Annotated in this window: 14 protein-coding genes and 1 riboswitch; of the genes, 7 read left to right on the forward strand and 7 right to left on the reverse strand. The window is 34.4% G+C overall.

The window, feature by feature from the left end:
- Positions 1-527 precede the first annotated feature (527 nt).
- On the forward strand, positions 528-2,069 hold the full coding sequence (locus ACP5SP_RS04415; protein ID WP_424606955.1) for an MBL fold metallo-hydrolase RNA specificity domain-containing protein: 1,542 nt from the start codon (positions 528-530) through the stop codon (positions 2,067-2,069).
- On the opposite strand, the gene ACP5SP_RS04420 is transcribed toward ACP5SP_RS04415, so the two are convergent.
- The 7 genes from ACP5SP_RS04420 to ACP5SP_RS04450 form a co-directional block, all read right to left on the reverse strand.
- On the reverse strand, positions 2,066-2,965 hold the full coding sequence (locus ACP5SP_RS04420) for a polysaccharide deacetylase family protein (RefSeq protein WP_428066653.1): 900 nt from the start codon (positions 2,963-2,965) through the stop codon (positions 2,066-2,068). The genes ACP5SP_RS04415 and ACP5SP_RS04420 overlap by 4 nt on opposite strands.
- 1 nt (position 2,966) lies before the next feature.
- Positions 2,967-5,285, reverse strand: a complete 2,319-nt coding sequence (locus tag ACP5SP_RS04425; protein WP_428076082.1) for a plasma-membrane proton-efflux P-type ATPase — start codon at positions 5,283-5,285, stop codon at positions 2,967-2,969.
- The gene (locus ACP5SP_RS04430; RefSeq protein ID WP_424587028.1) at positions 5,248-6,549 is read right to left on the reverse strand and encodes a sensor histidine kinase; all 1,302 of its coding nucleotides are present in this window, start codon (positions 6,547-6,549) and stop codon (positions 5,248-5,250) included. The genes ACP5SP_RS04425 and ACP5SP_RS04430 overlap by 38 nt, the downstream gene beginning before the upstream one ends.
- Positions 6,536-7,204: a response regulator transcription factor gene (locus tag ACP5SP_RS04435; protein ID WP_416085160.1), complete on the reverse strand. Its 669-nt coding sequence runs from the start codon at positions 7,202-7,204 to the stop codon at positions 6,536-6,538. The genes ACP5SP_RS04430 and ACP5SP_RS04435 overlap by 14 nt, the downstream gene beginning before the upstream one ends.
- An 8-nt stretch (positions 7,205-7,212) precedes the next feature.
- On the reverse strand, positions 7,213-7,677 hold the full coding sequence (locus ACP5SP_RS04440; RefSeq protein WP_416085161.1) for a COG2426 family protein: 465 nt from the start codon (positions 7,675-7,677) through the stop codon (positions 7,213-7,215).
- A gap of 10 nt (positions 7,678-7,687) precedes the next feature.
- Positions 7,688-8,230, reverse strand: a complete 543-nt coding sequence (locus tag ACP5SP_RS04445; RefSeq protein ID WP_428076083.1) for an undecaprenyl-diphosphatase — start codon at positions 8,228-8,230, stop codon at positions 7,688-7,690.
- Positions 8,231-8,308: 78 nt separating this feature from the next.
- Positions 8,309-8,881 (reverse strand): PepSY domain-containing protein, encoded by a 573-nt coding sequence (locus ACP5SP_RS04450; protein WP_424587025.1) that lies wholly within the window; start codon positions 8,879-8,881, stop codon positions 8,309-8,311.
- Between the two features lie 448 nt (positions 8,882-9,329).
- Between ACP5SP_RS04450 and ACP5SP_RS04455 the strand changes: the two genes are divergently transcribed.
- The 6 genes from ACP5SP_RS04455 to ACP5SP_RS04480 all read left to right on the forward strand — a co-directional run bounded on the left by ACP5SP_RS04455 (position 9,330) and on the right by ACP5SP_RS04480 (position 18,413).
- Positions 9,330-10,556 (forward strand): glycosyltransferase, encoded by a 1,227-nt coding sequence (locus ACP5SP_RS04455; protein WP_428066658.1) that lies wholly within the window; start codon positions 9,330-9,332, stop codon positions 10,554-10,556.
- A gap of 27 nt (positions 10,557-10,583) precedes the next feature.
- Positions 10,584-10,690, forward strand: a riboswitch (TPP riboswitch).
- A 37-nt stretch (positions 10,691-10,727) separates the two neighbouring features.
- Positions 10,728-11,603 carry an ABC transporter permease gene (locus ACP5SP_RS04460; RefSeq protein WP_428066660.1) on the forward strand — a complete coding sequence of 292 codons (876 nt, stop codon included), beginning with the start codon at positions 10,728-10,730 and terminating at the stop codon, positions 11,601-11,603.
- Positions 11,600-12,598 carry an ABC transporter substrate-binding protein gene (locus tag ACP5SP_RS04465; RefSeq protein WP_416085166.1) on the forward strand — a complete coding sequence of 333 codons (999 nt, stop codon included), beginning with the start codon at positions 11,600-11,602 and terminating at the stop codon, positions 12,596-12,598. Before ACP5SP_RS04460 ends, ACP5SP_RS04465 begins: the two co-directional genes overlap by 4 nt.
- On the forward strand, positions 12,586-13,311 hold the full coding sequence (locus ACP5SP_RS04470; RefSeq protein ID WP_424597093.1) for an ABC transporter ATP-binding protein: 726 nt from the start codon (positions 12,586-12,588) through the stop codon (positions 13,309-13,311). The genes ACP5SP_RS04465 and ACP5SP_RS04470 overlap by 13 nt, the downstream gene beginning before the upstream one ends.
- Positions 13,312-13,380: 69 nt before the next feature.
- Complete coding sequence (locus ACP5SP_RS04475) at positions 13,381-16,959, forward strand: stalk domain-containing protein (protein ID WP_428076084.1); 3,579 nt, start codon at positions 13,381-13,383, stop codon at positions 16,957-16,959.
- Positions 16,960-17,162: 203 nt separating this feature from the next.
- Complete coding sequence (locus ACP5SP_RS04480; RefSeq protein WP_428076085.1) at positions 17,163-18,413, forward strand: PIG-L deacetylase family protein; 1,251 nt, start codon at positions 17,163-17,165, stop codon at positions 18,411-18,413.
- The last annotated feature ends 5 nt before the right edge of the window (positions 18,414-18,418 follow it).

Here is an 18,418-nt window from a genome sequence, read left to right on the forward strand (position 1 = left end):
AAATCCCTCAATAGAGGGAGCAAAAACCTCCCTTCGAACTACCCCAAAAGGAGGAGATTTCTCACTTCGTTCGAAATGACTGGTTATGTTTATTCTGAAGGTTATTTCTGTTTGTCATTCCGAAGGAGCGTAAGCGACTGAGGAATCTCCTCAGTCTCGGGGGAGTGTTGAGGGGGCGATTTGTTGCCCCCTCAAAATATGGAGATTTCTCAGTCGCTTTCGCTCCTTCGAAATGACAATTATTGGAAGGGGGACTTTGAAATGACAATCATTGGAAGCGGGACTTCGAAATGACAATTATTGGAAGCGGGATGCGCTCCCTTCCAGATTTCCCCTAAAAACAATATTAATTGGGGGAGTATTGAGTTGCATTAAAGTAGCTCACTTTTTCTAACCTGGCTTGAAAAAAGATAGTATTTCTTAGAGACAGAGTTGAGATGTCTTTAAAATGTAAAAATTTTTTGGTTATTTAATGATAGTTTTTTCCAAATACCGAAATCGTTACTTTTAGGGTATAATTAATTGAGATGAAAATAAAGATATTTGATGGGCACAATGTAATTGGAGGAAATAAGATATTCGTTGAAAGTAAAAGTGGACAGTCATTTATCCTCGATTTTGGCAAGAATTTTAAGCAGTTTTCACAGTACTTTGAAGAGTTTTTGACACCAAGAGCAGGTGCAGGATTACACGACTTTTGGAAGTTAAACCTCATTCCTCATCTTAAGGGACTTTATAGAGAAGGTTTACTTTACTATGTGAAAGATGAGGTTGATAAAGCATTAACTATTAATCCTGTTGCAGTATTTGTTTCCCACGGGCATATGGATCACTTTGGTTATATATCATTCCTAAGAGAAGATATCCCAATCATTGCAACTCCTATAACCCATCATATCATTAAAGCTTATCAAGATACGGGAAATCAAAGCTTTTTTGAAGAATTTTATATTGTTTCAAATGTAGCTTTTACTAATGGTGTAAAAGAACAAAAGTTGAAAAAGGATACAGGCAATAAAATTGAAAGGAATTTTAGATATCCTAAAGTGTCTTCTAAAAGTGAAAATAAAGTTTCTTTTGAAAGCGAAGAATTAGGTGATTTTAAATACAGAGTTTTTGAAGTTGATCATTCTGTTTTAGGCGCATCTTCTATATATTTTGAGGTTGATGGAATAAAGGTTGCATATACTGGAGATATAAGATTTCATGGTAAAGGAGCCCACAAAACTGAGGAATTTTTCGAATTTTTGTCTCAAAATGGTGTTGATGTCCTTTTAATAGAGGGCACACGAATTAATGAAAATTCTTTACAAAAATTGGACGAACCCCAACTGAGGGAAGAGGATATTAAACAAAATGCAATTAAGGTTGTAAATAGCAATAAAGGAAAACTTGTTATTGCAGATTTTGGAGCAAGAAATATTGAGCGTCTTGAAATATTCTTTGAAATTGCAAAGGAAACTGGAAGGCGCCTTGCGATCACGATGAAGGATGCATATTTACTTAATCTTTTAAAAAGCGATGGTGTTAACATAATTGATGAGGCGAATATTGTTATTATTGAAAGTAAAAGAGAACAAAATAGAGCGTGGACTAAAGAAATTAACAAAAATGATGCATATAAGGATAGGTTTGTGACAATTTCTGAAATTGGAAAAAGTCCTCAGGATTACATAGTTTGTTATAGCTTCTGGGACATGCCAAATCTTCTTGATATAGAAATTAATGGTGGCGCCTACATATATTCTACAAGTGAAGCATATACTGAAGAGCAAATGTTTGACACTCATAGGCTTTTAAATTGGATATCCACGTTTAATTTAACTCCATATGGTCTTGAAGTTGGAGATGATGCAATACCTACTTTTACAAGGGAGTACCATGTCTCAGGACATGCAAGTCCAAGGGATCTATTAAAGCATATTGAAATTGCAAAACCAAGATATATTATACCAATACATACTGAGAATCTTTTATCTTACAGGGATCTTTTAAGGTCAAAACTCGGGTATAATTTCCAAATTATAACAGAAACTGATCAATCAGGTATTTTAACTTTTGATCTTTAGGGTTTCAAGTTTACTTTATTTATGAAAGCTTGTAAATTTTCTCTTCCATCAATTCTTACTCGAGGAAGCAAAAGGGGATCGTTTTTTGGATTTGCCAATCCTGGGATTTCTGTGGCTGCCATTGTGTATCCGTATGCCTTAAGAATTTCTTTTGAATCTCTATCAAAGCCTCCGAAGGGATAACAAAAAGAAGTTGGAGTATAGTTAAGTAGTCTTTTTACATCGTTTGTGCATGCTTTTATCTCATAAATTTTTGTAAGGAGTGGACTTCTTTTTAAATTAACATGGTCTCTTGTATGTGTGCCGACTTCACAAAGACCACTATTAAGCATCTCTTTTACTTCATCTTTGCTCATGTAGAAGTTAGTGTGCATTCCTGTGTATTTAGTTATCAAAAAGATGACAAAGTGAAAATTATATTTCTTAAGTATAGGGTATGCGTATTTGTATACGCCTTTATCTCCATCATCAAATGTAAGAACAATTGGTTTTTTGGGATAAGGTAGGTTTCCTTTCCAAATTTCGTTAAGCTCTTTTAGAGTTATTGGCGTGAATCCATTTTTGTGCAAATAGTCCATCATACTTTCAAATAGTTTTGGATCGATTGTAAGTGATTTTGTTAATTCGCTTGCATTTTGAGGGACAGGGGAGACATTGTGAAACATAAGGATTGGAACATAAGAAACACCTTGTTCTAAATATTTCTTTGTTCTTGTAATCTTATGTGTGTTTGCTACAGGCTCCCATGCATCTTTTGAATGTATATAAGTTTCATACTTAACGGCACTTTCTGAAATTGCTTCTTTATTTTCTTCGGACACATAGTAAACAGAAAATATGAAAACAAGTACAAATACTAAAAATGTTATTAAAACAATCTCGATTTCTTTTTTCATTTTACAATTTAAACCACCTATATACGAATAATTTAATTATATCAGTAAATACAAGAGTTACAAGTAGCGCATAGAGAAGCGTTATCATAATGAGTCCAAAGTGTGCCTTAGCTACAAATATACCGAACGTGGAAATAAGAGTTGCTACGATCAAATCTCCTAAAATTGACATTATAACTGCCTTACTTGGGAGGGATGAAAAGAAAAACCTTTCTTCTCTGAAATTGAGTATGTTAAATAGTCCCGATACAAGTAAAAGATAAAACATAATTGTTTGGAGTTCTGAGAATGTAACCTTAAAGTATTTTTGGGCAAGATACATCGCGATGAAGAGTTCCGAAATTTTTAATACACCAAATATTAAAGACATTGAAAGAAGTTTTTTGACGTTCCATTTTTCTGGGCGATTTGAAGGTACGACATTATCTGTTGCAATCGACATTGTAACAAAATCGTAAAGGAAGAGCATCAAAATCATGGCAACTGGTGTAATTATTGGCTTTCCTATGATGAGGGTTGCAATAGATACAAAAAATACGATCTGGAATGTTTTTACAACCTTATTTAATATCCAAATGACAATTCTTTTATAAATTTCTCTTCCAACTTTTATAAGATTTACAATATTAGATAAACCCTCTTCTGTAAGAATTACTTTTGCAGATTGCTTTGCAATATCAAGAGAATCTTTTACCGCAATTCCGAGGTCTGCTTTCTTTAGAGCAGGTGCATCGTTTGCACCATCACCTGTCATACCAACTGTATGACCCTTCTTTTGATATAAATCAACAATTTTGAATTTATCTTCAGGTACAACTTCTGCAAATGCATCAAAGGAGTCGACATCCATTTCCTTATCTTTTTCTATTTCTTTAATTGAGATGACGCGTTCTCCAATAGAAACTTCCTTTGCAACCGATTGTGCAATTAGTTTATTATCTCCGGTAATCATTTTTGGCATTACGCCCATTTCTTTTATTTCTTCTATGAATTTTTTAGAATCCTTTCTTGGATAATCAAAAAATGTAAGAAGTCCAACAAAAGTAGTTTGATTTTCTTTCTTTATCGCAACTCCAAGACTTCTTTTCCCAAGGTTTGCAAATTTTTCTACAACTTCGTATATGCTTTTATCTTTGTTATCGGACATTTCGATTATAACTTGGGGTGCGCCTTTATAAATGTTTATTTTGTTGTTTTCTTTATCAAGCACTTCTGCTTCTGAATATTTTTTGTCAGGATCAAAGGGATAGAATTTGACAAGTTTATATAATCCTTTTACATTATCTTTTCCAAATTCTATGACTGCAGAGTCAATTGGGTCTTTTGTGTTTGGATCAGAACAAAGATACGCAAGCTCTACAACATCTTCTTGAGAAAAATCTTTACCTATAGGTACAACATCAACAATTCTTATCTTATTTTCGGTTATGGTGCCGGTTTTATCGAGGCATAGTATATCCATCATAGCGCTATTTTCAATACCATCGAGTTTTCGAACAAGTACTCCAACAGAAGCAAGTTTTAAAGATCCAAGCGCAAGTGCAAGGACAGTCATTGCTGGCAGTGCAACTGGAATTGATGCAATGAGAAGTGTAAGAACAAAAGGAAGTGCGTCAAAAATAGGGGTTTTATTGATAATAAATTTAATGACAACCAAAGCAACGAAGATAAAATCAAATATAAGAAGCCCTTTTGTAACGCTCATTGTTATCTCTTCAATTATGAGTTTTGGCTTCGCCTTTTCAATGAGTTCTGCAGTTTTTCCGAAATATGTATTTCTTCCCGTTTTTTCTACAATTGCAATTGCGCTTCCCCTTGTAACAAGACTTCCTGAATAAATTTCGTCATTTGCACCGCACTCCTTAGGAATTGATTCTCCTGTTAAAATTGACTGGTCTACAAGCAAATTTCCCTCAATAATTTTACAATCTGCAGGCACAATATCTCCCATAACGATTTTTATGACATCACCTGGGACAAGCTCTCTTGCAGGTATCTCTTTAAAAACTCCATCACGAAGCACGTGTGCGTTAACGGAAATTTTCTTTGAGAGTGCTTCTACTGCCTTTGATGCCCTGAACTCCTCTGAAAAGCCCAAAACTGCATTTAGTAGAAGCAAAAAAAACATAACAAGAGCATCTACGTATCTTTTCATTAAAAGGGATATTATCATTGCACCTTCTATAACAAAGGCAGTTAAACCGGTAAATCTCTTTAAAAAATCAAGGATAGGAGGAGTTTCCTTTTGCTTTATCTCATTGAATCCGAATCTCTTTTGCAGTTCAAGCGCCTCTTCTGTTGTAAGACCCTTGTAATTCATAAGTTACCTCCCGTATTGTTATTGTAAATTTTGAGCCAACATTAACTTTGCTTTCAACGCTTATTTTTGCACCGATGAGATTTGTAAGTTCTTTTGCAATCGAAAGCCCTAAACCAATTCCTCCAGTTTCTCTTGAGCGAGACTTTTCACCCCTATAGAATCTATCAAATATGTATGGTATATCTTCTTCTTTTATGCCAATTCCCGAATCTTCTACAGTAATGTTCACATCATTTCCCTCTTTTCTTGCATAAATTTTTACAAACCCATTTTCTTTATTGTATGCAATGCCGTTTTCTATCAAAATTGAAAGAATTTCTTCAAGTATATCTTTATCTGTCTTTATTCTAAGGTTATCCTCAGTTTCAAAACTTAAATTTACGTGCTTACTTTGTGCAAGTCCTTCAAATTGTGATTTAAGATTCATAAAGAGATCTTTAAGAAAAACGGATTCTACTTTTACAGGATATGTACCTGTGTCAAGTCGTGATATAAATAGCATGTCTTGTATGAGCTTTGACATTCTATTTGCTGAGTCTAAAATTGTTTCAAGTTTCTCTTTGTAATAATCAGGATTTCGCTCCTTCATCAAGGCAACTTCAATGTTTGCTTTAATTGTAGAAATTGGCGTTTTTAATTCGTGAGATGCATCCTGTGTAAATTGTTTAAGGATTCTCACTGATTCTTCAATTGGTCTTATTGCCGAGCTTGCAAATCTATAAGAGAGGATTATTGTTAAAAGTAGTATGAAAGGGACAACAAAAAGAAAAGAAAAAAGAACTTCATGCAAGGAAGCCTCAAGGTTGTCATAATTTCTTGCAACAACTAAATAGTAGTTTGTGCTGTTAAGTTTGGTTATATAGGCACGGATTGTCTTTTGTTCATCGCCTTCTTTTCCCTCAAGGGTATAAAATCCTTCCCTTATATTTTGGGGTAAGGTAAATTGGTCTTGCAAATTTTCGTATAGAATTTTGCCATTTGAATCCAATATTATTAAACTTTCATTTCCTAAATCGTAATTTTTTAGAATTCCTGAAATCGACTTTAGGTCTTCTATTGCAGATTCTTCCTTTCCTACAAGTGCTGTTCCAATCGCAATAGCGCGGTTTTGTAGTGTGGAATCAAAATCCTTGTAGGCAGAGTTGGAAAAGGTAAAATAAAATGCAACAATTAGCAGCATAACTATTATGAGTGTTGTTATTGTGTATTGGAGCGTGAGTTTTATCTTTGCGCGTTTTATGTCCTTATCATCACTCAATTTCATAACCTACACCTGGTATAGTTTTTATAAGCTTTTTTTCAAAGCCTGAATCAACTTTCCTTCTTATATTTTTAATATGTGTTCTCAATGTGTCAGACCAAGGAGTTGAATTTTCATCCCAGAGGTGATTTTCAAGTTCTTTCTTTTCAACGATTCTCCCTCTATTCAAGCAAAGATAAACAAGAATTTGGTACTCTTTTCTTGTAAGGTCAATTTTTTTACCACCTCTTGTAACTATCATTTTTTCCGTATCTATTTCGAGATCTTCAATTTTTATGTTGCCCGTTTTTATTTCTTTTGTCCTTCTTAAAAGTGCATGCACTCTTGCTAAAAGTTCTCTAAAATCAAAGGGTTTTGTGAGATAATCGTCTGCCCCAATTCCAAATGTTTTAACCTTTGTTTCAATTTCACCTCTTGCTGTGAGCATTAAAACTGGCATTTTGTATTTGTTTTCTCTTATCTTTTTGAGAAGATTAATGCCATCAAGTTTTGGAAGCATTATATCAAGAATTACAAGATCATAAGCTTCCTCTATCTCTATCTTTGATAAAGCACTTTCGCCATCATATGCAACATCGACCACAAAATTATTTTCTATTAGCCCCTCTTTAATTGCATTTGCAAGAGGTTTTTCATCTTCGACAAGAAGTATTCTCATAACATCCTCTAAAATAGTTTAAGTGCACCTGTTGTAATAAGCGTTACAATAATTCCTGCTTCAATTACACCAAGTGAAATTGAAATAAACGCCTTCAATTTATCCATTCCGAGGATCTCTGCTGCAAGTGCTCCAGAATATGCACCTGTGCCGGGAAGTGGTATTGCAACAAAGATCATAAGTCCCCAAAATCCATATTTATCCACATATGGCTTTGCCCTTTTTTGAAGGTTCAAGAGGTACTTTTTTAAGAGCCTATCAAGTGGTGGAATCTTCGAGAAAACAAAAATAATAAGATCCCACATTAAAAATACAATAGGTGTAACGAGAATATTCGCGATGATTACAATAATTGCACTACTTAAGACTGGCAATTTGTATTTAAGGACTGCAAGAGGGATTGCCCCTCTAAGTTCGACTGCAGGAAATAAGGTCACTAAGAATATATAAATCCAAGTTTTGAAATCTCCCATGTAGCTCTCCTTAGATTATATCAAACCCTAATTTATGTGCAAACTTTTCAATATATGGAAAAATCAGAAAGAAATTAAAAATTGTAAAAGTTGTCCCCAAAAGCATTCCTCCTAAAATGTCAAATGGAAAATGGACTCCGATGTAAATTCTTGAGATGCCAACCAAAAGTGCTACAAATAACGCAAAAATACCAGATATATGCCTTTTTTCAAAGAGAAGCGATGTAGCAAACGCAAACATGGCAGTTGTGTGATTACTTGGGAACGACGAAGTTGCGTCATCTTTTACAAGGTCAATTCCTAAACCAATTACAAAAGGACGTGGATGATAATAAACATTTTTTGTGATATATCCCATTGTGATTGCAATTAGAACTGATGTTCCAACAAAAAGAAACCCCTTTATGTCTTTCTTAATGAGAAGATATGTTAAGTAAATTGGTATTAAGATAATCAAATATTTTGCAACAAATATCATAAAAGCGTTTAAGTCAAAGTGCGTTTTTGCAAGCCCATTTATGGCATTAAAAAGCATAATATTTAAGTTATTCATAAGTTGCCTCCATATAGTTTAAATTATACCACAAAAATAGGGGGCATATGCCCCCTAAGTGTGAGGATACTACTTGTATTAGTGTTCTCCTGCAACTTCCTCTTGTACTGTATCTGTATCAGGTGCTTTGGATACCTCTTCTTGGGTTGCTTTCTCTTCTGCTCCATCGGATGCTTCAGTTGCAAGCACTGTTCCGTTTCCTGCATCAACCTTTACATCGAACACTTTGCCCTGTGCATCTTTTACTTCAACTGCATAGACAAGATAGCCATTTTCATTATCAAGAGTTGTCTTAACTACTGTACCTGGAACTTTTGCAAGAGCTGATGCCTCTGCTTCACTCTGCGAAATCTTTGCAAGTCCTTGAAGTGCTGAGGATTCGCTTGCTTCGTCTTTTGCGTTAGTGTCAGTTACCTTAATGCTTCCAACATAGTTTGGTTCCTGTGCGCCTGACTGAGTATCAGTTTCAATTGCTTCATCTTTTGTCTCAGTTCCTTCGGTAACTGCTTGGTTTGACTGAGTAACTGATGTACCTGAGGAAACCGCTTGAGTTGAAGGTGTGTTTCCTGCCATAACAAAGTGTCTTCCCACAAAAGCCATAGAGCTTAAAAGCCCTAACACAAACAACGCTACTAAAATCTTCTTTTTCATAGTGCACCTCCCTGTGCCTAAGTTTTTGGAAGTTTTTTCAAACTTCCTGAGACAATTATAAAAAGGGGTCCGTGAAGAATCTGTGAAGAAAAAAATTGTTTTTAAAAATCTCACAGAATGCATAATTTTTGAAGTTCTGTTAGGATTTTATTTTTTGCTTCCGTGTAATTTCTCATGTAAAAGTGTAAACTTAGTATTGTAAGAAGTCTTTAAAAAGTCTATGTGGAGAGTTCCTAATATGTTTATATTTCTTTTAAAGTTTTTAAGAAAATATTGTTTAAATTTTTTTTAGAATAAAATTCCATTTTTACTATTCCATCGATAATAATATTTTTAGAAATGCCATTAAATATTCGAAGTGCAAATTTTTGGAATTCTAAAAGCAGGCTCAGCTGTTATGAAAATTTTTCCACAATACATTATAAATTTTTTGTGCTAAAATTATACTGTGGAACATTTAGAAAATTGGCTGTTGTTACTTAGAACATATACGGAGGTACATTTTCGTCATCTTGAGGTCCCTCTGTATGTTTTTAATTATGAAGTTTCTTATCCTCCACTTGTGAGGTATTATATCTTTTTTTATATAATTAATGCTATTAATTTGCTTTCGACGATAACATTTGTGGGACTAATTTTGCTTGTAATTATTGGACTTCTTAAAAAGCGCCCCGTTCCAATTGAAAAATACACCCCAGAAAAGATTGTATCAATAGTTACTGCACATAACGAAGAAGAATCAATTGGTGTTGTTCTTGATTCTTTATTTGATGCTAACTTTGATGAGGTTTATCTTGTTGCGGATGCATGCACTGATAGAACCGTTGAAATCGCAAGAGAAAAGGGTGTAAATGTAATTGAGTTAGATAAACACTCTAAATCAAAGGCATTAAATGAAGCAATACCAATTATAGTTGATAAAGTTGGAGAAAAATCCTTTTATATGTTTTTCGATGCGGGAAATTATGTACCAAAGGATTTTCTTTTTAGGGCGATACCTTTTATAAAAAGCTATCCAATTATTCAATTCAGAACACGTAATGCTAATTTTAAAACCTGGGTTTCAAGAATGTTTGTCATTATGTCTGCCTTCTTCTTTAAAATCCAAGAAGCACTTAATAATATTGGCCTTTCAGCAATTTTAAGTGGTTTTGGATGGGGTGCATATGGGTTTGTGTTGAAGGAATATCCGTACAGTTGCAAAAGTATAACTGATGATTTCGAATACAGTCTAAAGGTAAGATATAACATTGCTTATGTAAGTTCTGTAAGTGTTTATGATGAAAAACCAGAGGACTTTATAACCTCTTTTAAACAAAGATTGCGTTGGATTCGCGGCTACTTTTATGAGATGTTTTTCGACATTAGAAGTTTCAAGTATAAACCTTATTTTTTATTTCTTCCTCTCTCTTTTCTTCTTTGGGTTATAAGTATCGTTGCACTTTTAGCAAACTTCCATGTTATTACAGTTGTTTCATCATTTGTAATTAATTCGATTTTGTTTTTCTTTACGCTCGATAACAATGATCTCAATATGGTTAAGTTTTATGATGTGTTGGTCTTCTTTTTCTTTAACCTTACAAATCTCTTAGTAATTTTTATTGCTTTGTTCACCTGCCGAAACACAAAGTGGTTCAGGACTCCTCACAAAGGAATTATTGCAACAAAAGTATAGTTTGATTATGAATTTTGTGGTATAATATTTTGACCTCGGGGGAGCCCTTGTGGCTGAGAGGGGTGCTTTGAGGCATCCGACCCCTGGAACCTGATCCGGGTAATGCCGGCGTAGGGAGATGGTGCAAGGCAAGAGCCTACACCCTCCCAAAATGCGGGAGGTTTTTTAAATTTGAAGAACAGTTTAAAGGTTGTTGAGATTGTACTTACGGTAGGGCTTTTCACATTTACCCTATCAAAATCTACAATTGTTTCTGTTGTTTCATTTTTTGCACTTGTAATTCTTTTGGTGAGATTGGTTAGGAATTCACAAATTCTAAAAGGTGTCTCTTTTATCCTATTTTTGTATCTTTGGCAGATTATTTCATCTCATAAACTTGTTCCCTCGTATATACTTCCCACACCTTCTAAAATTTTAGGAATCATAATTACTCAATCTAATGTCATTTTACCAAATCTTTTTGCAACTCTTGAAGTGACATTTATTGGATTTTTCCTTTCAATTCTTTTTGGCATTATTCTTGCACTCCTTATGCACATTACAAGACCCATAGAAGACCTTATTTATCCTATTGCGGTTATAACTCAATCAACTCCTACGATTGCAATTGCTCCCCTTATAATCCTTTGGCTTGGTTTTGGAATGCTTCCAAAGATTGTTGTTGTGATTTGGGCAACATTTTTCCCGATAACTGTTAACACACTTCTTGGGCTCCGCACCGTCGATACCGATATGATCGATGTATTAAAGGCAATTTCTGCGAAAAAACGCGACATTTTTAAATACGTTATCTTCCCGCATACGCTTTCATACATTATAACGGGCATTGAAATTTCGTCTCCTTATGCCATCTTAGGGACGCTTACTGCAGAATGGATGGGAACAACAGTTGGCATGGGGCTATACATAAGAAGGTCTTTTTCCTCTTTTAGACTGGATCAGGTTTTTGCAGGGACAATTATTATAATTCTTTTCAGTCTCCTTATGTGGGGCTCTGCAACAATCCTGAGGCAAAGATTTACACGCTACTTAGGAGGTGAAAAATGAGGAAAGTAATTTTGGCTTTGTTGAGTTTTTTACTTATCTTTTCTTCTTTTGGCTGTTCCCCGAAGGAGACGAAGCTTGCGAATCTTACAAAAGTTACGCTTATGCTCGATTGGACTCCGAATACAAATCACACAGGAATATATGTTGCGCTTGATAAGGGTTATTTTAAGGAAAGAAATCTTGATGTTACAGTTGTTCAACCATCTGAAGTATGGCCAGAGCAAGCTGTTTCAGGTGGAAAGGCAGACTTTGGAATTTCTTTTCAGGAATCACTTACCCAGTATGTTGTAAATGAAGGCGCACCACTTGTTGCTATATCTGCCATCCTTCAACATGATACGTCAGGCCTCATATGGCTTAAAGACTCGGGTATCACCTCTCCAAAAGATTTTGCAAACAAAACGTATGGCGGGTGGGGAAGCGCTTGGGAGAACGCAATAGTTGATTATGTTGCTAAGGAAAATGGAGTAGATCCTTCCACAATTAAGAAAGTTGAACTTGGTGTGTTTGACCAAATTACAGGACTTCAAAAGAAGGTTTACGACTTTACATGGGTTTACTACGGATGGGAAGGAATCGATGCGGAATTGCGAGGTTTAAAGTTTGACTTCTACAGTTTAAGAGACCACATTAAAAATTTTGACCACTATACTCCTATATTTATCACAAGCAAAAGCATGATTGAAAATCACCCTGAAATAGTAAAGGCATTTGTTGAGGCAATATCTCAAGGCTATACTTATGCAGCAAAAAATCCAGATGAGGCTGCTAAAATTCTTTTGAAATACGCACCCGAGCTTGATAAGAACCTTGTTATGAAATCACAAGAATGGATTTCGCCGTATTACCTTGATGAATCTGGTTGTTTTGGTGTGATGAAAGAATCTATTTTTAGGAATTTTACCGATCTTATGTATAATCTTGGAATTATAAAAAGCAAGGTTAATGATGTTAATACACTTTTTACAAATGAGTTTCTTCCATGCAAGAAGTAATAGTTAATGGTGTTAAGGTTTATTATGAAGGTTTCCTTGCGGTAAACAATGTGAGTTTTACATTGCCTAAAGGAAGTTATCTTTCAATTATTGGTCCTTCAGGGTGTGGAAAAACCTCTCTTCTTAAGGCAATCGCTGGACTTTTACCTTACGAAGGTTATATCTTACGCCCTGAGGGGCCTTTAGGCTATATGCCACAAAAGGGTGTGCTCCTTCCGTGGTATACGCTTTTAAAAAATCTTGAAATTCCTCTTCTTATAAGAGGTATAAACGAAATTGAAGCAAGAAAAAGAGTTCTTGATTTACTCCCAAAATTTGGGCTTAAAGGTTTTGAAAACCATTTTCCTAATGCTCTTTCAGGTGGCATGTATCAAAGGGCAGCACTTCTTAGAACGCTTTTAACAGATTCTGAATTATTACTCTTGGATGAACCTTTTGGTGCAGTAGATGCCTTAAACAGACGAAAACTTTGGCTTTATCTTGAAAATATGAGACAAAAGTTTAACTTTTCAACAATAATGGTAACTCATGATGTTGAAGAGGCAGTATTTCTCTCTGATATCATTGTTATTATCCACAAATATCCAGGTGAGTTAAAAGAGATTGTTCAGATTGATTTACCACATCCTCGAACACTTCAAACAATCTCAACTGATGAGTTTTCTTCGAAAGTTGAGTATGTTCTTGAAAAAATAATCGAAGAAAACAATTAAATATTTACATTCACTTTTTTTCTAAAAAATTTATAATATTTGTGAGAAAAAATATTTTGGAGGAGGCAAATGAAAAAGTTACTTCTATTTGTAATTTTATTTTCCCTATTTATCCCTAATGTTGTCTTTGGGAAAACTCTTTATTGGAAAACTCTCCTTACAAAGGATAAACTTGTTTCGCATCAAGACTATTTTACTCCTATAAAAGGAATTGTAGTTGATCCTAATAATCCTAATATTATCTATCTTGCATCATGGGGAAATGGAGTACTAAAGAGTGAAGATGGTGGTGCGCATTTTTACCCAATTAACGATGGTCTTAGCGAACTCTATACCTATACTGTTAAAGTTGATCCTAATAATTCAAATATCCTATATGTAGGCACTGCAACAGGTGTATTCGTCTCATACAATAGCGGAGCAACTTTTAGCCTCCTTCAAGATTTGAGATTGGATATTACAAGCATTGAATTTGGAACGGGAGTTCTTTATGCAGGTGTTTTTAACAACGGAGTAAACGCAGGACTTTATAAATTTGTAGATAATAAGTGGGTCGAGGTGGGACTTTCAGATTTAGATATTATTTCAATTGCAAGATTAGATGCTTCTACTCTTCTTTTGGGGACTTCTGACGGGCTTTATTCTTTCGATGAAAAGACCTCAACTTTTAAATTTCTTGGATTTCAAGGGTCTGCGATTAATAGCGTTGCCGTATCAAGCAAAAAGATTGTTTTAGGGACAAGTAATGGAGTTTATGAGAGCGATAGTGCTCCACTTTATTTTGTCCCAATAAAACATGTAAAACTTTCGGAAGGAAATTTTCTTTCGGTAGCCATTTACAAGGATAATCCTTATAAGTTTATTACAGGACAAGATAACGGGTTTCTTTACAGATTTGATTTAAATACAGGTGCTTTCGAAATGTTAATAGTTAATGTAAAGTGCATCTATTCTTTGTTTATTACTAAAGATGATAAAATATTTGTTGGTACAGAAAATGCATTTTTGTGGTCAGACAACAATGGACAGTCCTTCAAGGGGTTTAGTGTTAAGGTGTCAGGAGGAGAACTTCAGGTTGATCCGTTGAATAAAAACATCATTTATGTGGGCTCTGATAAAGGTTTATTTAAAAGCGTTGATGGAGGCGTAAGATTTATTAATCTCGGATTACCAAACAATGTGGTTTTTTCTATTGCAATAAATCCCAATGATGATAAAGAGTTATTTGTAGGTACATCTCTTGGTTTGTTCCGTTCAAATGACTTCGGCAAAAACTTTACAGAGATAAAACAATTTTCAGGATACTCCGTTACATTTGTTGCTATTTCACCTTCAAATCAAAGGACTTTTGCAGGATCCGAATTGGGATTGTTTGTGTCATCTGATCACGGTGAAACATGGGAAAAGAGTTTGTCGATCAAAGACGGAGATTTTATACCATATATAGCAATAGATCCTACAAATTCAAATACTATTTATGCTGTAACTTTCATTGATGGTCTTTATAAAACAACTGATGGAGGAAAAACCTGGCAGTACCTTGGGTATAGTGACCTTATTATTACTTCAATTTCTATTTGTAAGCGTAATCCAAATTTAGTCTATATGTCAACTATTGGAAGTGTCTATGTAAGCGTTGATGGAGGAAAAAGTTTTATTAAGACCTTTAATATCTCAGCAGGGTTATATGGAAGTTATGAGTTTAAGCAGGTTGTTGTTGATGAGGAGAATCCAAATATTGCATTTGCTGTTGGAGATCTTGTTATATATGGGCAAGACAATGTCACTAAATTACTAAAAAAATTTTATGATGAACCATTTTTGTATATGACAAAAGATATGGGCAAAAACTGGGAAAAGCTTGACCTCCCTAATACAATAGAGTATAATAATGCAATCTATTTCGATAAAGAAACTAATAGTGCCCTCCTTTTAACGGGCATTGGTATCCTTCATTATGATTTCAATAGTATGCGATATTACTACTTTACTCAAGGGTTTCCAGACGAGTATATAAGGGTTGTAAAATTCTTTAATGATTCCATTTTTGTGGGAACAGATTTAGGAAATATTGGTAAAAGTTCAGATGGTGGTGAAACCTTTAAATTCCATGCAAAATTTGATAATCCCATCCTTTCGCTATTCCAAAGTCCAACAAACCCAGACACTATTTATGCAGGGACTTCGATGGGCTTGCTTGTGTCAACCGATTTTGGCTCTTTATGGAGAAAAGCTACTGACCTTTCAGATGCGATATACAAAATAACAGGTTATTCTTCTAACGGACACGATATCATATTTTTGGGAACAGATACAGGTATCTTCGAAATAGATGGTTTCTTTGATTCCATTAGAAAAATTTACGATGGTATTTGCACGGCTCTTTATTATGATAATGGCAAACTTTATGCAGGAACTGATAATGGACTTATTGTAACGAATGATTTTAAAAACTTCGAAATTGTTAAAGACATACAAGAAAGAATTAATGTAATCACAACTTTTGATAACTCAGTTTTAGCAGGAACAATGAACGGGCTTTATGTTATTAGTGGAGATGGTGTTAAGGTGGTTCTTGAAAATACTGCTATATTTGATATATTGTCTCAGAATAATGTTGTTTATCTTGCAACCGATAGCGGTGTGCTTATTTTGAATAAAGACTTATCTTATACTCCGATAAATAATGGGCTTACAAATTATTATGCAACATCTATTACCTCAAATAAAAATGGTGATATATTCTTAGGGACAGATGGTGGCGGTTTATTTAAGCTTGAAACTATTGCGATTTTGAAAGTATTGGAAACATCGGGTGGAAAAATTGAACCTTCAGGGGAATTTACAATGTTTAGTTCTTACGAAAAGGAATTTTTAATAACCCCCAATTTAGGATTCCGTCTCAAAGATGTGTTACTGAACGGGAATTCATATTTGAATAATGTAAAAGATCTTGGAAATGGTACATATGCACTTAAAATTTCAGGTATTCATGATGATTCAACTCTTCAAGCACTCTTTGCACCAATTACCTTCACCATTACTGCTTCTTCTGGTGTTGGTGGCGCGATAACTCCATCAGGCACAATCACAGTTAACTATGGTGACTCAAAAACATTCACGATCAATCCCAATCCAGGCTATACAATCAAAGATGTAAAAGTAGACAATGTATCAGTTGGTGCAGTTTCATCTTATACCTTCTCCAACATAACATCAAATCATAAAATTGAAGCAACATTTGAAAAACAGATTACAATCATCACTCTTCAAATAGGTAATACTTCCTTTACTGTAAACGGAGAACAAAGATACTTAGATTCTCCACCTGTTATTAAAAACGGAAGAACCCTATTACCAATAAGAGCAATCATTGAAGCACTTGGTGGAACTGTAAAATGGATAGCTGATACCAAGACTGTCGTTATAGAGCTTGGAAACAATAGCATAATGCTTCAAATTGGCAATGCTAATGCACTCGTTAATGGAAACAACAAACTTATCGATCCTCAGAACTTAAAAGTTGTCCCTGAAATAATCAACAGCAGAACTATGCTTCCTCTCCGATTCGTTGCAGAGAACCTTGGCTGCGATGTCCAGTGGGATGGAACAACAAAGACGATAACGATAACATACCAGGGAGGATAATAAAAGTTAATAGTTTTGATTTTGTTAATCTTTCTAATTAGGGGAGCAAGTGCTCCCCGATTTTAGATTTTACATTAGTTACTTTTGTTTTAAATTTTACATGTTGCTATAATATCATTACGATGAGAAGAAAAATTGCTTTGTTTATCTTAATCATAATCCTTTTACAATTAATATTGGTGAGTAATGCGAGAGGAGAAATTATGATTGACAAAAATGATAGAATTTTAATTGTCGCACCTCATCCAGATGATGAAGTGCTATCAAGTGCTAAGGTAATTTTAGATAGCGTAAGAAAAGGTGCAGAAGTCTATGTGATCTTTATTACCTCAGGTGAGCATAATACTGATACAATGCTTAAGTTTGCTCCAATTCCAATATTTTCATCGTATCTTCTTGCTTACAAAAGATATAAAGAAGCACTTGCTGCAGCGAAAATCTTGGGTTTATCAAAGGATCATCTTATATTTTTAGGATATCCTGACTTTGGAATGATGAAGATTCTCACAAATCCTAATAAGGTTTATTTTGCAGGAGTTACTTTTAGAAAGAGGGTTTTTGAAAATTGGGCCTACGATAAAGGGAAGAATTTTGATTTTAACGATGTATACTCTGTTTTAAAAGCAGAATATAAAAAAATAAATCCTACAAAGGTTTTTTATCCATCACAATATGACTTAAATCCAGACCATAGAGCTGTTTCAGTTTTAACACAGGCAGTTTTGGGGGATATAAACAATAAGAATGTAGAGGCATTTTCATATTTTGTGCATGCAAAAGGTTGGCCATTCCCAATGGGATACTTCCCAACAAAGGCATTAACTATGCCACACTTTTTCATTGAGACTCCCAAGGGTAAGATCGAAGATATTGCTCTTGAAAGAGGGGATATCGGTAAAAAACTTTCTGCAATTAAAGCTCATAAAAGTCAGTATCTTACGAAACCAAAGTTTATGGTAAGTTTTGTAAGAGCAAATGAATTGTTCTTTATTCAAACACCTATTAAATTGGGAGATACCCTTCCTTTGTGGAGTAAAGAAATTATGGAAAAACTCTCTATAACTCCATTTGTTGAGAGTGCCTCTATGATTGATAGTGGAGGTGATTATACTATAAATTTTAAATTATTTAGAGGTGCACCGAGAATTTCTAAGATTAATTTATTTTTATATCCGCTTAAATCAGGTAGTGCTTTTGAGACACTTCCCAAATATAGGCTTGAAATTGAAAGAGGGTTTACCTCAAATCTTGAAGTGAAATTATTTGATAATGGAAAAGAAATTTTTGAGACAAAAGGTACTGTTTCAGGAATTGTTAACGAACTTGACTTTGCTATAAGCATAAAGAAGTCTTATTTTGATGAATCTGATAAAACGTTTTTAATGATTTCGTTTGAGCAATTTGGCGTAAGGATTACTGAAACACCTTGGTGGACTATAGATTTAAATCCATAATTTTA

The sequence above is a fragment of the Caldisericum sp. genome, from assembly GCF_049967455.1.
GTDB lineage: Bacteria > Caldisericota > Caldisericia > Caldisericales > Caldisericaceae > Caldisericum > Caldisericum exile_A.